At 71.9% G+C, this 15,833-nt stretch carries 14 protein-coding genes; 5 read left to right on the forward strand and 9 right to left on the reverse strand.

The window, feature by feature from the left end; genetic code table 11:
- Positions 1-20: 20 nt before the first annotated feature.
- The 4 genes from DKL51_RS20510 to DKL51_RS20525 all read left to right on the forward strand — a co-directional run bounded on the left by DKL51_RS20510 (position 21) and on the right by DKL51_RS20525 (position 3,017).
- The gene (locus DKL51_RS20510; RefSeq protein ID WP_109966016.1) at positions 21-632 is read left to right on the forward strand and encodes a LysM peptidoglycan-binding domain-containing protein; all 612 of its coding nucleotides are present in this window, start codon (positions 21-23) and stop codon (positions 630-632) included.
- 203 nt (positions 633-835) lie between these two features.
- Positions 836-1,849: a radical SAM protein gene (locus DKL51_RS20515; protein ID WP_109947338.1), complete on the forward strand. Its 1,014-nt coding sequence runs from the start codon at positions 836-838 to the stop codon at positions 1,847-1,849.
- Between the two features lie 145 nt (positions 1,850-1,994).
- Positions 1,995-2,348, forward strand: a complete 354-nt coding sequence (locus tag DKL51_RS20520) for a YbaB/EbfC family nucleoid-associated protein (protein ID WP_109947337.1) — start codon at positions 1,995-1,997, stop codon at positions 2,346-2,348.
- Between the two features lie 39 nt (positions 2,349-2,387).
- Positions 2,388-3,017: a DUF899 domain-containing protein gene (locus DKL51_RS20525; protein ID WP_109947336.1), complete on the forward strand. Its 630-nt coding sequence runs from the start codon at positions 2,388-2,390 to the stop codon at positions 3,015-3,017.
- A gap of 54 nt (positions 3,018-3,071) precedes the next feature.
- On the opposite strand, the gene DKL51_RS20530 is transcribed toward DKL51_RS20525, so the two are convergent.
- From DKL51_RS20530 to DKL51_RS20560, 8 genes are all read right to left on the reverse strand, one after another.
- Positions 3,072-5,120, reverse strand: coding sequence for a M4 family metallopeptidase (locus DKL51_RS20530; protein WP_109947335.1), 2,049 nt, complete (start codon positions 5,118-5,120; stop codon positions 3,072-3,074).
- Between the two features lie 868 nt (positions 5,121-5,988).
- A complete protein-coding gene (locus DKL51_RS35055; protein ID WP_165823244.1) occupies positions 5,989-6,153 on the reverse strand; it encodes a hypothetical protein in 165 nt (54 codons plus the stop codon).
- Between the two features lie 100 nt (positions 6,154-6,253).
- On the reverse strand, positions 6,254-6,598 hold the full coding sequence (locus DKL51_RS35060; protein WP_221623215.1) for a transposase: 345 nt from the start codon (positions 6,596-6,598) through the stop codon (positions 6,254-6,256).
- 38 nt (positions 6,599-6,636) lie between these two features.
- On the reverse strand, positions 6,637-7,020 hold the full coding sequence (locus DKL51_RS20540; RefSeq protein WP_109947334.1) for a nuclear transport factor 2 family protein: 384 nt from the start codon (positions 7,018-7,020) through the stop codon (positions 6,637-6,639).
- A 457-nt stretch (positions 7,021-7,477) separates the two neighbouring features.
- A complete protein-coding gene (locus tag DKL51_RS20545; RefSeq protein WP_124812378.1) occupies positions 7,478-8,710 on the reverse strand; it encodes an acetyl-CoA hydrolase/transferase family protein in 1,233 nt (410 codons plus the stop codon).
- Positions 8,711-8,820: 110 nt separating this feature from the next.
- Complete coding sequence (locus DKL51_RS20550; RefSeq protein ID WP_124812379.1) at positions 8,821-9,438, reverse strand: YdeI/OmpD-associated family protein; 618 nt, start codon at positions 9,436-9,438, stop codon at positions 8,821-8,823.
- A 2-nt stretch (positions 9,439-9,440) separates the two neighbouring features.
- Positions 9,441-10,889 carry a CoA transferase gene (locus DKL51_RS20555; RefSeq protein ID WP_221623216.1) on the reverse strand — a complete coding sequence of 483 codons (1,449 nt, stop codon included), beginning with the start codon at positions 10,887-10,889 and terminating at the stop codon, positions 9,441-9,443.
- 24 nt (positions 10,890-10,913) lie between these two features.
- Positions 10,914-13,256, reverse strand: coding sequence for a transglycosylase domain-containing protein (locus DKL51_RS20560; protein WP_260428596.1), 2,343 nt, complete (start codon positions 13,254-13,256; stop codon positions 10,914-10,916).
- A gap of 217 nt (positions 13,257-13,473) precedes the next feature.
- Between DKL51_RS20560 and DKL51_RS20565 the strand changes: the two genes are divergently transcribed.
- Positions 13,474-14,733: a glycoside hydrolase family 6 protein gene (locus DKL51_RS20565; protein ID WP_243422694.1), complete on the forward strand. Its 1,260-nt coding sequence runs from the start codon at positions 13,474-13,476 to the stop codon at positions 14,731-14,733.
- Positions 14,734-14,818: 85 nt separating this feature from the next.
- On the opposite strand, the gene DKL51_RS20570 is transcribed toward DKL51_RS20565, so the two are convergent.
- Positions 14,819-15,508, reverse strand: coding sequence for a hypothetical protein (locus DKL51_RS20570; RefSeq protein WP_109947330.1), 690 nt, complete (start codon positions 15,506-15,508; stop codon positions 14,819-14,821).
- Between the last annotated feature and the right edge of the window lie 325 nt (positions 15,509-15,833).

Below are 15,833 nucleotides of genomic sequence, written 5' to 3' on the forward strand. Positions count from 1 at the left end.
ACACCGCACCCCACCGACGGATCAGCTCGCGTCGCGTCGCCGCCGGGGCGCTCGTCGTCGGCGCGGCCACCGGCGCCGCCGCGATCCTCGGCCCGGCGGCCCCGGCCAGCGCGGCCAGCGTCAACTGGGACGCCATCGCGCAGTGCGAGTCCAGTGGCAACTGGCACATCAACACCGGCAACGGCTACTACGGCGGCCTGCAGTTCTCCCAGAGCACGTGGAACGGCTACGGCGGCCAGAAGTACGCCAGCCGCGCCGACCTGGCCAGCCGCAGCGAGCAGATCGCGATCGCCGAGAAGGTCCTCGACGGGCAGGGCATCGGCGCCTGGCCGGTCTGCGGCAAGAAGGGCGGCTCGACCAAGCACTACTCGTCCAAGGGGGACACCGGGTCCAAGTCCCGCTCGGATTCCGGCTCCTCGCGCGGCGACCGGCCGGCGACCCGCAGCCACCGGGACACCGCGCCGGCGTCGGACGGCGCGACCTACGTGGTCAAGCCGGGCGACACCCTGTCGACGATCGCCGACGCCCGGGACCTGGCGGGCGGCTGGCAGGCCCTGTACCAGCGGAACAAGCGCATGGTCGGTGCCGACCCGGGCCTGATCTTCCCGGGTCAGCAGCTCCGCCTCCGCTGACGAGCCATCGGACCGGCCGGTGCGGCCGAGCCCGATCAGACGCGCGAACGCCCGGTCGGGCCCTCCGGCCGGGCGTTCGTCGTCCTTCGCGGCGGCGCTCTGCCCTCCGTGACGCGCCGGTCGGCGTCGCCGGCACCCTGGCCGGGTTCGCGCGAAACTCGGACGCGGAGGTTTGGACCGGTCGAGGTCGGGCACCCGGGGGCATGCCGGCCGCCGTCGACGATCCCCCGCTTCCGTCGCACCTGCAGCTGGAGATCACCTCCGCCTGCAACCTCCGCTGCCTGATGTGCCTGGTCCGGTACCGGCCGCCGGTCAACAAGCTCGCCGGGGCGATGCCGCCCGAGCTGTTCCACCGGCTGGTCGAGGAGATGCCGGGGCTGCGCCGGTTGACGCTGCAGGGGCTCGGTGAGCCGCTGCTGTCGCCGTACCTGATGGAGATGGTCTCGACGGCGGTGGGCCGGGACATCGCCGTCGGCTTCAACTCCAACGCCACCCTGCTCACCCGTCGGCGGGCCGAGGAGCTGGTGGCCAGCGGCGTGGACTGGCTGCACGTCTCGCTCGACGGCGCCGGCGCGGCCGGGTACGAACGGGTCCGCGACGGCGCGGACTTCGACCGGGTCGTGGCGAACCTCGCCGGCCTGGTCGAGGCGAAGCGGGCGGCGGGGAGCGCCACGCCGTGGATCCGGGTGGTCTTCGTCGCCATGCGGGACACCATCGACGAACTGCCCGACCTGGTGCGCCTGCTCGGCCGGATCGGGGTGGACGAGCTGCACGTGCAGAACCTGTCGCACAGCTTCTCCGACGCCGACCCGGCCGGCCGCTACGCGGAGATCCGGGAGTTCACCGCCGACCAGGCACTGTGGATCGGCGCGGACACCGGCCGCGCCGCCGCCGTGTTCGGCGAGGCGGCCGCGGTGGCGCGGAAGATGGGCGTACGGCTGCGCCTGCCGCACGCCGGAGCGCCACCGGCCGCGGCGCCGCCGGCCGGACCGGCCTGCTCCTGGCCGTGGGACGCGGCCTACATCACCAGTACCGGGGTCGTGCAGCCGTGCTGCATGGTGATGGGCGACGACCGGGTGCGGTTGGGCCGGCTGAGCGAGCGGTCGTTCCCGGAGATCTGGCACGGCGAGGCGTACCGCGAATTCCGCCGGCGCTTGGGCGGCGACGAGCCGCCGGCGGTGTGCCAGGGCTGCTCGCTGTACCGGCGGACGTTCTGACCGGACGGCGGGATCGCCGCCACGATTGCTATCGTCACCGTGCTCGGGAAAACGTGAAGGAAACGCGGCTACGACGAATGAAGCATTCTCCGCAGCCGCCAGCCTCGACGAGCTTCTGACCAGGAACCAGCAGGCGCTGTCGTCGATGCGCTCCCGGGCCGCCGAGAACACCGAGGCCGACCTGCTCCGCGCCGAGGGCACGGCGGCCGACGGGCTGGTGCGGGCGGTGGTCGTCCAGGGCGGCCGGCTGGAGTCGGTCACCGTCGATCCGGAGCTGGCTCGGCACGGCATCGAGGGCGTCTGCGGGCAGGTGGTGGTGGCGGTCAACGCCGCTCTCGCCAACCTCGACGTTCAGGTCAGCGCGTCGGCGCGGGCGGACGTCGACGCCCTGGCGGCCCGGCTCGGTGGCCTGCAGGAGCAGTCGATGCGGCAGATGGAGCTGTTCAGCGAGGCGATGGAGAGCGTGGTCGCCCGGCTCAACGGCGGCCGGGCGCGGTAGTCGCCGCATTCTGTCGGTGCCGTGGCACACAATCCCGGGATGGAGAAACCGCGGATAGTGACGGCCGATGAGTGGCAGCGCGAGCGCGACGAGCTGCTCAAGGCCGAGAAGGAAGCGACCCGGGCGCTGGACGCGCTCGCCGCACGCCGCCGACGCCTCCCGATGGTCCGGTTCGGCAATGGCTACACGTTCGACAGCCCGACCGGCCCGAAGAGCCTGCTCGATCTCTTCGAGGGGCGGCGGCAGCTCTTCGTCTACCAGTTCATGGACCGGGGCCCCGACCACTTCTGCCCGGGATGCACCGCCTTCACCGACAACCTTTCGGCGCACGGGCTCGCCGCACTGACGAAGTACGACGTGAGCTGGGCGACGGTGTCCACCATGCCGCTCGCGCAGATCGAGGCGTACAAGGCGGAGAGGGGTTGGTCGATGCCGTTCGTGTCGTCGCACGGCACGTCGTTCTCCGACGACTGCGGCGCCGGCGAAGGCTTCATGCTGAGTGTGTTCCTGCGCGACGGCGAGGACGTCTACCGGACGTATTACACCCAGGCGCGCGGGGTGGACCGGCTGCTGTTCGTCAACAACTTCCTCGACCTGACCCCGTACGGGCGGCAGGAGGACTGGGAGGACTCGCCGCCCGGCTGGCCGCAGCACCCGACGTACGGCTGACATGACGAAGCGGTCGGTCGCCGGGAGGACGACGACCGACCGCTTCGTCTTCGATCAGCTCAGGTTCAGCGCGGTGTCATCGATGACGAATGACGTCTGCAGGGAGCTGTCCTCGGTGCCGGTGAACTTGATGGTGCTCGTGGTGCCGGCCAGCGACGACACGTCGAACGACTTCTGGACGTAGCCGGAGGCCGCGTTGACGTTGGAGTAGGTGGCCAGCGTGGTGCTGCCCGCCTGGACGGTCAGCCGGTCGTAGACCGTGCTGCCCGACTCGGCCGTGTCGATGTGCAGCCAGAAGGTGAGGGTCGCCCGGCAACCGGCCGGGATGGTCACCGACTGCGACAGGGTGTCGGTGTGGGACGAGCCGTACCCGTCGAGCCACGCCTTCCACGAGCCGCTGTGCGCCGGCTGGCTGGTGGAGCTGTCGATGACGCCGGAGGTGGCGCTCCAGGTCACGTTGCCGGACTCGAAGCCCGGGTTGCCCAGCTTCTGGCCGGTGCAGGTCGTCGAGGTCGACGTCGGGGTCGGCGACGGCGAGCTGGTGGAGCAGGTCGGGTCGCCGGACTGCGCCGGCACGCTGACGGCGTCCCAGGCAGCCTTGACCGTGTTGAACTCGGTGCAGCTGGTGGTGCCGTAGAGGTTCTTGGCCGCCTGCAGCGTCCAGGTGCGGTACTTCAGGTACGACGAGGACGTCGTCTTCATCAGCATCGCGTTGTACATGATCTTGATGGCCTTCTGGATGCCGAGGCCGGTCACGGTGCTGCTGTTGCAGGTCGGGCTGGTCGGCTGGCCGTTGGTCGGGTTGCTGCCCATGGCCAGCAGGTAGAACCAGTGGTTGCCCGGGCCGGCCGCCGCGTGCACCTCGGTGCTCGGGATGCTGCTGGAGTAGCAGTTCGGGTCGCCCAGGGCCGACGGGTTGTACATGTTGCGGATCGGGCCGCTGCCGACCAGGTTGATCTTCTCGCCGACCAGGAAGTCGGGGGCGTCGTAGGTGGACGGCTCGTTGGCGAACCACTCGGTCGAGGCGCCGAACGTGTCGGCGACGAACTCCTGGGTGCCGCTGCCGGAGATGCCACCGGGGGTGTGGTCGTCGATGCCGTGGCCGATCTCGTGGGCGACCACGTCGATCGAGCCGATCCACGAACCGGCGGTGTTCTTGCCGATCTGGACCTGGGTGCCGTCGTAGTAGGCGTTCTGGTCGTTCAGGCCCACCCGGATCGGCCAGGCGCCACCGTTGCCGTCCGCGCCGTTGCGGCCGAGCCACTGGGAGAGCATCTTGTGCTCGGTCTGCGCGCCGAAGAGCGCGTCGACGCAGCCGGTCTCCTTGTTCGTGGAGGTGCCGTTGCCCCAGACGTCGTCCGAGCCGGTGAACGTCGTGTTGGTGGCCGCGTCCTGGCAGCTCTGGTTGGTGACGTTCGGGTCCTTCATCGAGTACCCGCTGCCGGTGTAGGTGGTGTTGAGGGTGAGCGGGCTGGGCCCGTTCCACGCCCCGGTGCCGCTGCCGTGCACGATGTGCTCCTGGGTGCGCAGCACCTTGCCGCTGAAGGCGTCCACGTCCACGGTGAGCCGGCTCGGGCCGTCCGCGGCGGTGCCCCGGAGGGTGGTCTCCCAGGCCAGTGCGGGCTTCGCGCCGAGGGTATAGACGACCAGCTTGGTCGCCTCGACGCCGGTCACGGTCTTCAGCTGCGCGCGGGCGGTCTGCTCCGCGGCGGTGGCCTGCAGCTTCGGCGTCGTGGCGAGCTGACCGATGGCCTGCTGCTGGGCCACGGAGGCGTACTTCAGCTGGCCGGCGGAGTCGGTGGCGAGGACGAAGTCGCCACCGGTGACGGGCAGGCCCTTGTACGTGCGCTCGTAGGGCACATACTGGGTGCCCTCGGAGGAGATGACCGCCTTCTGCACGAACGCCTCGTCGGCGCTGGCGTGCAGGTACGACGGGCGGCTGGCGACCAGGGCGCTCGCCGAGTTGGCGGCCAGGGTACGGGCCTGGGCCGCGTCGGGCGTGGGACTGGGCGGTGCGGCCTGCACGGCCGCGGCGGTGCCAGCGGCGATCAGACCGGCCGCGGCCGCGCCGGAGAGCGCGACGAGGCGGGGTGAGAGCTTCAAGGAATTGCTCCTGTTCCTCGGCGACGCGCGGAGCCCGGTGGGGTCGCGCGCCGCGGTCAAGCTGCGGGGTGACGACGGACTCCGGAGCTGCCGGCGTGGCCCCGGGTCGACTGACCGTCGTTGCGAGCCGCCGGGGGTTGGTGGCTCGCGGGAGCACAATCACATGGACAGGCATGCAGATCAATGGGTGACCCGGGCAACCGTCCCCTGGTGGCCACTCCACCGGCTCCCACAATTCAGGAAGCTATGATCTTCTATAGCCGCTGATCAGCCGTTATGGCCTCCGCTGTGGACGATGGCGCGTCCAAACCGCGGGTTTTGCCGGAATGTGCTCATGACGCGCCTTACCCCTCGTCCGTATGCCCGGCGGCTCGGCCCATCCGGACCGTCCCGCCCTGCTGAACGGGCGGCGATCATCGTCCGTGCCGCGTTGACCAACCGGTCGTTCGCCTGAGGCCGACAGACGACTTCGCTTCGTCACCAGTGGGTCACGATTGCCCGAGGGCGAACGTCACGCCGCGTCGTCGCGGGCGGGTGACCCGCCGACCGACCTTGCGTCCGTGCCGGAGCTTGATCTTAAGGTGACTTTGCATTCTGCTTACGGCTGCGTGTGTCTACTTTGGACTTTTTTGCCAACGGTGTAGCGGGGTGCTGGGCTGCTGCTGGGCACGCCTTTCGGGCGGCCTGGGCCGGGACGGGAGAGTTTCGGCGCGGCGGCCGGGCGGGCGGGTTGTCCGGTGCATGCGGGGAAACGCGCGGCGGACCCCGCCCGGGGTCAGCGGCCGCGGCGGCAGCGGCCTTTCCCAGGGGCCGCGCAGGTCTAGGGCCAGGCCGCGGACCAGCCGTAGCTGGGTGTAGGCGGCCAGGATCAGCCAGTCCATTGGTCGGCCTGGTCGGGGTGACGCAGCCGTGGGCGGGTCCAGCCCAACGTCTGCTTGAAGAACCGGAACGTGTGCTCCGGGTCGAATCGGCGCAGGAACGCGTGGAACAGGCGCAGCACGTCCAGGTCGGCCACGTGGGGTGGCTGTGCCACAGCCAGACCGGCTTGGGTGCCCCGGTCGCCGGGTAGCCGGTCGACCTGCACATGGATGAGAGTGCCCTCCACGATCGGCAGACGCCCGGAATGGTAACGCTCAGTCGGCGCGGCGCTGCAACTGCCGATGGTAGCGGCCCCACGCGGTGACCGCGACGTTGCCGTAGCGCTCCTGCACAGTGGCCGCGGTCTGTGTCGGGGCGGGCCAGGTGGTTGGGTCGTCCAGCTTCATCGCCGGGCCGTGCCGGCCCGGACGGCCGGTACCGGCGTACCCGTGCACCGGAGCGTAGAACACCCGGTCGGCGCGCATCCGGCCGAGCAGCCGCACCCGCATCTCGCGTAGCAGGAAAGTCAGTCGGATCACGTCGTAGCCGGCATCCAGCACCACCAGCACCGGCGGGTCACCCTCGCGCCACTGCCCCGCGGCGCGCAGCCGCCGCCACACGTAGCGGAGAATCCAACCAGCGACCTTGAAAATCGAGCTTAGGCTGTCGTGGCATCCGCGAGTGGTCGGAAGCCGGAGCACATCACGTTCATGCGGGACACCCGTCCGTCCTCGTCGAGGTCGAAGTACGCACATTGCTCGACGCGGTATACCCCATTGGCATTTCGTACCCGGAACCGATAGACAACTCGCTGTCGGTCGACCAGCTTGCCTACCTCCACATGTTCGACGGCCTCGACTATATCGTCCGGCTCGAACCACTCGTAGAGGACGTCCTCCACAACGTCCGCTGGCGAGTGGACCTCCCAGAACCTGCCGGGAGTCATGCCGCGGAAGGACACCACCGAAGCGAAGATCCCGAGCAGCGCCTCGGTGTCCTTGGCCGCCAACGCTGCGACATACCGCGACCCCACGTCGGTCATCCGACACCTCCTCGACGCGCCTTCGACCGTAACGGTGCTCGACGCTTGGTGGAAACCCCAAGTCGCAAATCCACCGGCCCGGGTCGGCGAGCCATGCTGGCCGGTGGCGGGCTGGCTATCAACGGTAAGGACGACGTCCCGTCCGGCGGTCCTGAGACTCAACTGTCTGTCAGGAAGGATCTTTCAGCGTCCGCTCGCACCGGCGGACGGCTCGCGGCGTACCTGGCCCGATATAGGTGCTTGTCCCGCTTGCACACCAACTCTGACCTACGGGTGTTCCACCGGTGGTGCGCCAACCACAGCCCGGCCGCCCGAAAGGCGTGCCCAACAGCAGCCAGCACCCCGCTACACCCTAGGCAAACAGTCCGAAGTCGACACCCTCGACCGTAGGCAGAAGGCAAAGTCACCTTAAAAGATCAAGCTGAGTGGAGGTTGCAGAACCACGCCACAACGCGTCTCAGTGCAGCGGCAGGCCCAGGATTCGGCCGGCCTCGCGCAGATCGTCCCGGGCGTCCGGGTGGGCGGCGTGGTCCACCAGCTGCTGGGCCTGGTCGACCGCGTCCCGGCCCCACACCGACGCGCAGCCCTGCTCGGTGACGATCGCGCTGTGCTGGAACGACGTCACCGGTCCGGAGAGCAGCGGGACGACGGTGGAGACGTCGGCCTTCGGGTGCCAGGAGCGCAGCGCGATGATCGCCTGCCCGCCGGGGGAGTGCAGCGCGCCGACGATGAAGTCGGTCTGCCCGCCGAATCCGGAGTGCACCCGGGTGCCGATCCGGCTGGCGTTGGCCTGCGCGAACAGGTCCACCTGCAGGGCGCTGTTGACCGAGACGAGGTTCGGGTGCCGGGCGATCAGCGCCGGATCGTTCGTCTTCTCGGTGCGCAGCATCCGCACCCGCGGGTTGCCGTCGACCCAGTCGTACAGCTCGTCCGAGCCGAAGCAGAAGGACGCGGTGATCGGGGTGTCCGGGTCCAGGCAGCCGGCCTTGTGCAACGCGAGCACGCCGTCGCTGAACATCTCCGACCAGATCCGCAGGCCCTGCCGGCCCGCCAGCGACGACAGGGTGGCGTCCGGGATGGCGCCGATGCCGGTCTGCAGGGTTGCCTGCTCGGGCACCAGGGCGGCCACCCGCTCGCCGATGGCCGCGCTGACCGGGTCGGGCTCGGTGACGCGGGCCGCGGGCAGCGGCTCGTCGACCTCCAGCAGCAGGTCGATCGCGTCCAGCGGCAGGACGGCGTCCCCGTACGTCACCGGCATCTGCCGGTTGGCCTGGGCGATCACCAGGCCGCCGCGGGCGCGTACCGCCTCCACCGCGGCCGGCAGGATGTTGACCTCCACGCCGAGGCTCACCGTGCCGCCGCACGGCCGGGTGGTGTGCAGGACCACCACGTCGGGCACCAGCCGGTCACGCAGCAGCGCGGGGACCAGGGAGAGCCGGCTCGGCACGTACGACAGCCGGGGATGCCCCCGCATGCCGGGGCCGACGAACGACGTCTCGTACGTGACCCCCTCCCGGTCGGGGATGCCGAGTGGCGCGTTGAGCATGTGCAGCCGGTACTCGGGCACCGCCGCGTCCAGGATCGACAGGGCGTGCAGCGGTGCGACGTGGTTGCCACTGGCCACCACCCTCGGTACGCCGGGCAGCCGCCCGAGCACCTCCGCCAACCGGGTTTCCGAGACCACGCGCATGACACTCCGACCCTCGCTGACGGGTGACCGTCACCCGTCAGCCGCAGCATCGCGCCGCGAAGGTCCCGCGGCACAGGGCCGGAGGTCCGTGACGGTGATCTCGTCAAGCGTCAGACCCCGCTTTGGTCGGCGTCGCCGAGGGAGCGCCGCTGCGGGTGGATGGTCTCGCCGCGGGCCAGCATGTCGACGAACTGCACGATCCGTCGCTGCCGGGTCTCGGCGCGCTTCGCGGTGCCGAGCCGGTAGAGGATCGCGTAGCGGTTCTGGGCGGTGAGCACGTCGAACATCGCCCGGGCTGTCGGCTCCGCGGCCAGCGCCGCGGCGAGGTCCGCCGGCACCTCCGCGTTGGCCTGCCCCGCGTACGCGGCGTCCCAGCGGCCGTCGGCCTTGGCCCGCTCCACCTCCGCGATGCCGGCGGGGTGCATGCGCCCCTCCGCCATCAGCCTGGTGGCGATGCCGACGTTCCGGGCCGACCAGGGGCTGCGGGGCCGGCGCGGGGTGAAGCGCTGGCGGTAGATGTGGTCGTCGCCGCCCTTCACCTGACCGTCGATCCAGCCGTGGCACAGGGCCTCCTCGAGCGCCTGGTCGTAGCTGAGGGTGGTCGGCCCGGTGCCGCCCCGCTTGGCCAGCACCAGCCACACGCCGGTCGGGTCGTCCTGGTGCTCGCGCAGCCAGTCCCGCCAGGCGTCCGCATCGGGGACGGCGAGTTCCGGCAGCTCACTGGCCATCGTCAGACCTCCTCCACGCCGCCGGCCGGGGGCTCTGAGCCCCGCGGCCAGGCCGGCGGATCGGCGCCCCACGGGCTCGGCGGCGTCGCCCACGTACGCGGGCCGTCGGGCAGCGAGACCGGCGGCAGAACGTACCGGAGGCGGCCGGCCGAAGCGTCCCGCTCGTCGACCCAGGGATCCGGATCTGGGGCGGCGACCGGAGCTCGCGACGGGTGGGCCGGCAGCTCGTGCAGCAGCCACCGTGCGATACGGGCCAGGGACAGCTCGGCCGACCAGGCGCCGCCCCGCTGGTGGCGCTGCGCCAGGGCCCGCAGCACCGCCGCGGCGAGGAGGTAGCCGGCGCCGTGGTCGAGGGCCTGGGCCGGCAGGGTGCCCGGGGTGCCGTCGGGGCGTCGTTCGACGTCGGCGATGCCGGTGGCGGCCTGCACCAGGCTGTCGAACCCGCGCCGGGGCGCCCAGGGCCCGGAGAAGCCCCACGCCGCGAGGCGGGCGACGACCAGGTCGGGGCGGCACCGGCGCAGCGCCTCGGGGGAGAGGCCGAACCGGTCCAGTGCCGCCGGCCGGTAGCCGGTGACGACCACGTCGGCGCCGGCGACCAGATCCTCGAAGCGCGCCCGGTCGGCTTGCCGGCGCAGATCCAGCAGGGTCGACCGCTTCCCGAAGCCGGTGTCCACGTGCTGCGCCTCGATCTCCGGCAGCCCCGGATCGTCCACCCGCAGCACGTCCGCGCCGAGCAGCGCGAGGACCCGGGTCGCCACCGGGCCGGCGATCACCCGGGTCAGGTCGAGCACCCGTACGCCGGCGGCCGGGCGCAGCGGATGCTCCGGTGTCGGCGGCAGCCGCCGCGGCGCCGCCTCGCCGTCGACCCGCAGCCCGACCAGTGGCTCCCGGGCGACCGCCGCGGACTGTGGATGTGCGGACCACTGCGGCGGGGTACGGACGGCGACGGCCAGGCCACCGGCGGCGGTTACCGCCTCCTCGAAGGCCACCGAGGTGCGGGCCCGGACGCGGGCGGCCACCTCGGCGGTCAGCGACGCGTCGTCGGGCGCGGCCGGGTCGAGCCCCACGGCGGCCAGCAGCCGTCGACGGTGGTGTGGATAGTTGGCGTGGGTACGGACCCAGCCGTCGGCGGTCGGCCAGAAGCGGGACAGCGGCGCGAAGCCCTCGAACGCCACCCCGTCCACCCGCAGGTGCCGCTCGCTGGTGAACGCGGTCGCCACGGCCCCGGTGTCCACCGGCACCGGAGCGGTCACCCGGGCGCCCCGGGCCCCGGCCAGTTCCCGCGCCGCCAGTGCGGCGGCGGCGACGCTCGCCACGGCGAGGTCGGTCACCGCCAGCCGGGCCGGCAGGACCTCGTCCGGACCGCTCAGGCTGATCTGGTCGAGGTCGGCCGGGCCTCCGCCCAGCGCCGTCCACGCGGCCCGGACCGCGTCCCGCATCGGCGTCTCCACCCGGGCATTATCCCCGGCCGGCGGTCACCTCGGTCCCTTTGTCCGCGTCGGGGACACGCTCACTGACGCGCTGGGCGACGACGATTCCGTCGGGGTCGGCTTCGGCTTGCCCGGAGGGCTGGGGCTGGCGCACAGCCCCGGCTCGCAGGTCGGCGAGGCGCTCGGCGTGGGCGCGACGCTCGGCGTCGGCGAGGCGCTGGTCGGCTCCGGGGTCGCCGGTGCGCTGGGCGACGGGGTGTCGTTGGGGAACTCCGGGGTGCCGAACCGGTACTTGTCCGGGTCGAGCTTGAGGGCGGCCGTGGCCTGCTCCATGAACTGCCGCCAGATCGGGCCGGGACCGCTGGACCCGTACACCTCGTAGCTGCCGTCCTTGGTCTTCAGCGGTTTGCCGTCGGCGGTACCGAGCCAGACCGCGGCGGCGAGCGCCCCGGTGTAGCCGACCATCCAGGTGTGTACGTTCTGCGTGGTGCTCTGGCCCGCCTGCCAGGTGCCGGTCTTGCCGGCGGAGTCCCAGCCGTTGTCGAGCTTGGCCGCCTTGACCCGGCTCAGCGTCCAGTCGAGCTGGTTGATCGCCTCCTCGTCCAGCCCGAGGTCCGACTGGGTCAGCTGCTCCTCGTAGACCTTCTCCTCGCCCTTGGTCACCGACCGGACGAAGTGCGACTCGGCCCGCTTCCCGCCGGCCGCGAACGTCGCCATCCCGTTGGCGTGATCCTGCACGGTGATGCCGTACTGGCCGATGCCGACCTCGGTGGAGAAGCGCCCGGCCACCTCCTCGGGCGACTGGCCGCGCAGCTCGACCCGCTGCGGCTGAGGGTTGCCCTTCACGGTGGCCCACATCGAGTCCACCCCGGCCCGGGTGGCCATGTCGATCACCTTTGCCTTGCCCAGCTTCTCGGTGAGCTCGAAGTAGGTGACGTTGAGCGAGGCGACCGTCGCCTCCCACAGCGCGCAGTCCGGCTGGCACGGCGCGTGCTCGGCGTTGCGGATCGGGCCGGCCGGGCTCTTTGTGGTGCGGCCGGAATCAGGGAACTCCTTGGTCTCCGGCGAGTCGAAGTGCTGCTTCACCGAGATGCCGTCCTGCACGGCGGCGGCCAGGTCGTACACCTTGAACGACGAGCCGGGCGGGTGCTGGCCGAAGCCGCGGGCCTGCCCGTTCTCGTCGTAGTACCACCCGGCGTAGTCGGCGCCGGAGCCCGCGTTGCCGCCGTAGTAGCCGAGCACCCGGCCGGTGCCCGGTTCCACCGCCACCAGCGCCGCCTGCCAGTTCTTCGGCTGTCCCCGGACCGCCTCGGGCGCGGTGTCCCGGCGGATGTCCGCGGCCGCCTCGGCGGCGTCCTGGACCCGCTTGTCGATGGTGGTGACGATCTTGAAGCCGCCGTTGCGCAGGTAGTCGGCGGGCTTGCCCTGGAACTCCTGGGTCTGCCGCAGCTCGCTGAGCACGTGGTTGACCACCAGGCCGGTGGGCCGGTCCAGGTTCGCCTGGCCGGCGTTCGGGTCGATCGGCTTCACCGTGTCCGGGTAGGCCAGATTGGCCGCCTGCTCCGACGTCAGGTAGCCCAGCTTCACCATGCCGTCGCGGATGTAGTTCCACCGGTCGATGGAGTTCTGCCGCGCCGCCGCGTTGCGCCGGGGGTCGTAGCCGGGCGAGCCCTCGGGGTCGTTCGGGTCGGCCTCCGGCTGCTTGACCATCGCGCAGAGCACCATCGCCTCCGCCGCGGTCAGCTGCTGGGCCGCCGGCGCGTCCCGGCGCACCGTCTTGTCGAAGTACGTCTGCGCGGCCGCCTCGATCCCGTACGCGCCCCGGCCGAACGGCACCGTGTTCAGGTAGAAGCCGAGGATCTCCTCCTTGCTGTACTTGTCGTCCAGCTTCCAGGCGATCACGGCCTCGCGCAGCTTGCGCGAGTAGGTCACCCCGCGGAGGTCGGCGGCCACCCGCGCGTACTGCTGGGTGATCGTCGAGGCGCCCTGCCGCTGCCCGCCGGTGATGTTCGACCAGGCGGCCCGGAGCACGCCGGTGAAGTCGACGCCCTTGTTCGTCCAGAACGTGCGGTCCTCGGCCGCCACGATCGCCTGCTTGGCCGAGTCGTTCATCTGGTCGTAGGGCACGATGGTCCGGTTCTCGGTGCCGAGCTTCGCCATCGGGGTGCGGCCGTCGGCGTAGTAGACGGTGGTCGACTCCGGCAGTTTCAGATCGGCCGGCGTTGGCACGCTGTCGAAGTAGTAACCGCCGGCGACGAGGCCGGACCCGGCCAGCAGCGCGAACACGGCAAGGAAGATCAGTATTCGATGGCGCCGACGCTTCCGGCCCGGAACAGGGGCGGTGGAACCGTCGGCGTTGTCGTTGTCACCGGTGGGAAGCACCCGCACCCGATACCCCCTCGCTGTTCGGCCAAATCGCGTACCAGCCCGGACGGGCCCCCCGCGAGGATAGGCCGGTGATCCACGTCAACCCACCCGATCCCCGTCCTCGGTGCCGTCCGACACCGCGAAGACATTGACAGCCACGCGTGTCCGGGGCACGCTCGGATGAGCTGCGGGAACGCTCCCAATAGGCGGTTCCCATGTCAGATCAGGAGCAAACGACGTGGCCCTGACCCCCTTCCGCCGGCGCGCTGCGACCGGTCTCGCCGCGGTCGCCGCGACGATCGCCGCCGCCGTCCCCTGCGCCGCCGCACCGGCCGGTGCGGTCATCCCCGACGGCACCAGCTTCTACACCCCCCGCCCCGACCACGGGGCGATCGAGCAGATCGCCGCGCTGACCGCCGCCGGGCAGTACGGCCAGGCGGCCGACCTGCGTGCGATGATCCGTACCCCGCAGGCCGTCTGGATCACCGGCGGCAGCGGGCACTCGCTGACCCAGTCGATCAAGGCCGAGGTGCAGCGGGCCGCCGGCCGGAAGGCGGTACCGGTCCTCGTCGCCTACAACATCCCGTTCCGGGACTGCGCGCAGTACTCCGCCGGCGGCGCCACCTCCGTCGCCGAGTACGAGGCGTGGATCGACGCCTTCGCGGCGGGCATCGGCGACCACGAGGTGGCCGTGCTGCTCGAACCGGACGGCCTCGGCATAGTCCCCTGGTACACCACGATCAGCGGCAGCCAGGACTGGTGCCGGCCCGCCGAGGCGGACCCGGCCACCGCCGCCAGCGAGCGCTTCGCGATGCTCCGCTACGCGGTGGCCCGGCTGAAGGCGCTGCCCCGCACCAGCGTCTACCTCGACGGCACCCACAGCGCCTGGCTCGGCGTCGGTGACATCGCCGACCGGCTCGTGAAGGCCGGCGTCCGCGACGCCGACGGCTTCTTCCTCAACGTCTCCAACTACGAGACCACCGAGCGGCAGCTGAAGTACGGCAACTGGATCGCCCGGTGCGTCCACTACGGCACCGAGGGCCCGGAGTGGGCGCGCGGCCACTTCGACTGGTGCGCGAGCCAGTACTACCCGGCCGACCCCGCCGACTTCAGCACCTGGGGCCGCACCGACGCCTGGTACGAGGCGAACGTCGGCACCGTCCCCGCCGACCGGCTCGCCCACTTCGTGGTCGACACCAGCCGCAACGGTCGGGGCCCGTGGACCCCGCCGGCCGGGGTGACCTGGCCGGACCCGCAGACCTGGTGCAACCCGCCGGACCGGGGCCTCGGGCTGCGGCCGACCACCGAGACGGGTGACCTGCTCGCCGACGCGTTCCTCTGGGTGAAGACGCCCGGTCAGTCCGACGGCCAGTGCGACCGGGGCACCGGCACCGGCCACGACCCGGCGCGCGGCGGGATCACCGACCCGGCCGCCGGCGCGTGGTTCGACGAGCAGGCCCTGGAACTGGTGACCTACGCGAACCCGCCGCTGCGCTGACCCCGGACAGCACGCCTGTCCACCGGGGCGGCCTCCCGTCGGGGGCCGCCCCCGTGCGTGCCCGACCGGGGCCGGGTGGACGTCGTCAGTGCAGGGCCCAACTGGTCACCCGATCGTTTCGCGCCCGCCCGGTCGCCGGGCGGGCGGCCCAGTGCGCGGCGGAGTTGCCGCTCAACGGGTTGGCCCAGTACGGCGACAGCCGCCACATCGGGTGGGCGGTCAGCCCGCCCGGGAGGGGGAACTCGTCCCGGTCGGCGTACCCGTGCCGGCGGTAGAGCTCCCGGTGGACCGGCGTGTACGCCTCGGCGTACGTCGGCAGGTTCAGCGTGTCCATCCAGCGTTGGCCGCCGGTCAGCACCGCTGCGGCCCGCTCGGCGCCCTCCGGTCCGGGTGGCGCCGCCAGGAACGCCAGATGGTTGTGGGCCTCGACGGGGCGCCGTGCGGCGAGGGCCTGGTCGAGGAAGAGGAAGCGCTGGTGGTGCTCGCCGCACACCGCGGCGAGACGGTCCTCGAACCCCGGCGGGGGCGGGATGGGCCGGTAGCGGTGGAACCAGACGGTGGCGGCGCTGCCGTCCTGGAGCAGGAACGCGTCACCGAAGAGCAGCGCGTGTTCCATCCAGATCCGGGTCGCCGCGGCCAGCACACTCCGGCGGCGGTGCTCGTCGGGGACGAGCCAGGCGCTGAGCGCCGTCGGGCAGAGGGTGCCGGTGATGAGGTCGACGATCCGGTCGATGTCGCACCACCGGGCGCGGACGACGGGCGTCCTCAAGCTCATGGGAAGCTCCTGGTCACAATCGAATACGTCAGCGGGGGCCGACGGTCGACCGCGCGGCGGCGCGGCTGGCCAGGGTCGGCGACGGGGCCTGCTGAGGGCCGTCAATCTGACTGGGTCGCACGATCGCGCCGGCGCGTTCGCGGCTCGAGGCCACGATGCGCCGGGTGAGGGTGCTCAGGCGGGCCTGGTACCCGGTCGCGGCGATCGGGAGGGGAGGTCGCCGGGGCGGTCGGGACGGCAGCGCTGTGCCAGGGCGACGGGCTGGGCCCAGGCAGCCCCGGAGGCGTCGGCGGCGTCGCCGTGGGTGGCGTGGGGGGTACCGGCG

Origin of the sequence: Micromonospora globispora, assembly GCF_003857015.1 — a bacterium.
Taxonomy (GTDB): Bacteria; Actinomycetota; Actinomycetes; order Mycobacteriales; family Micromonosporaceae; genus Micromonospora; species Micromonospora globispora.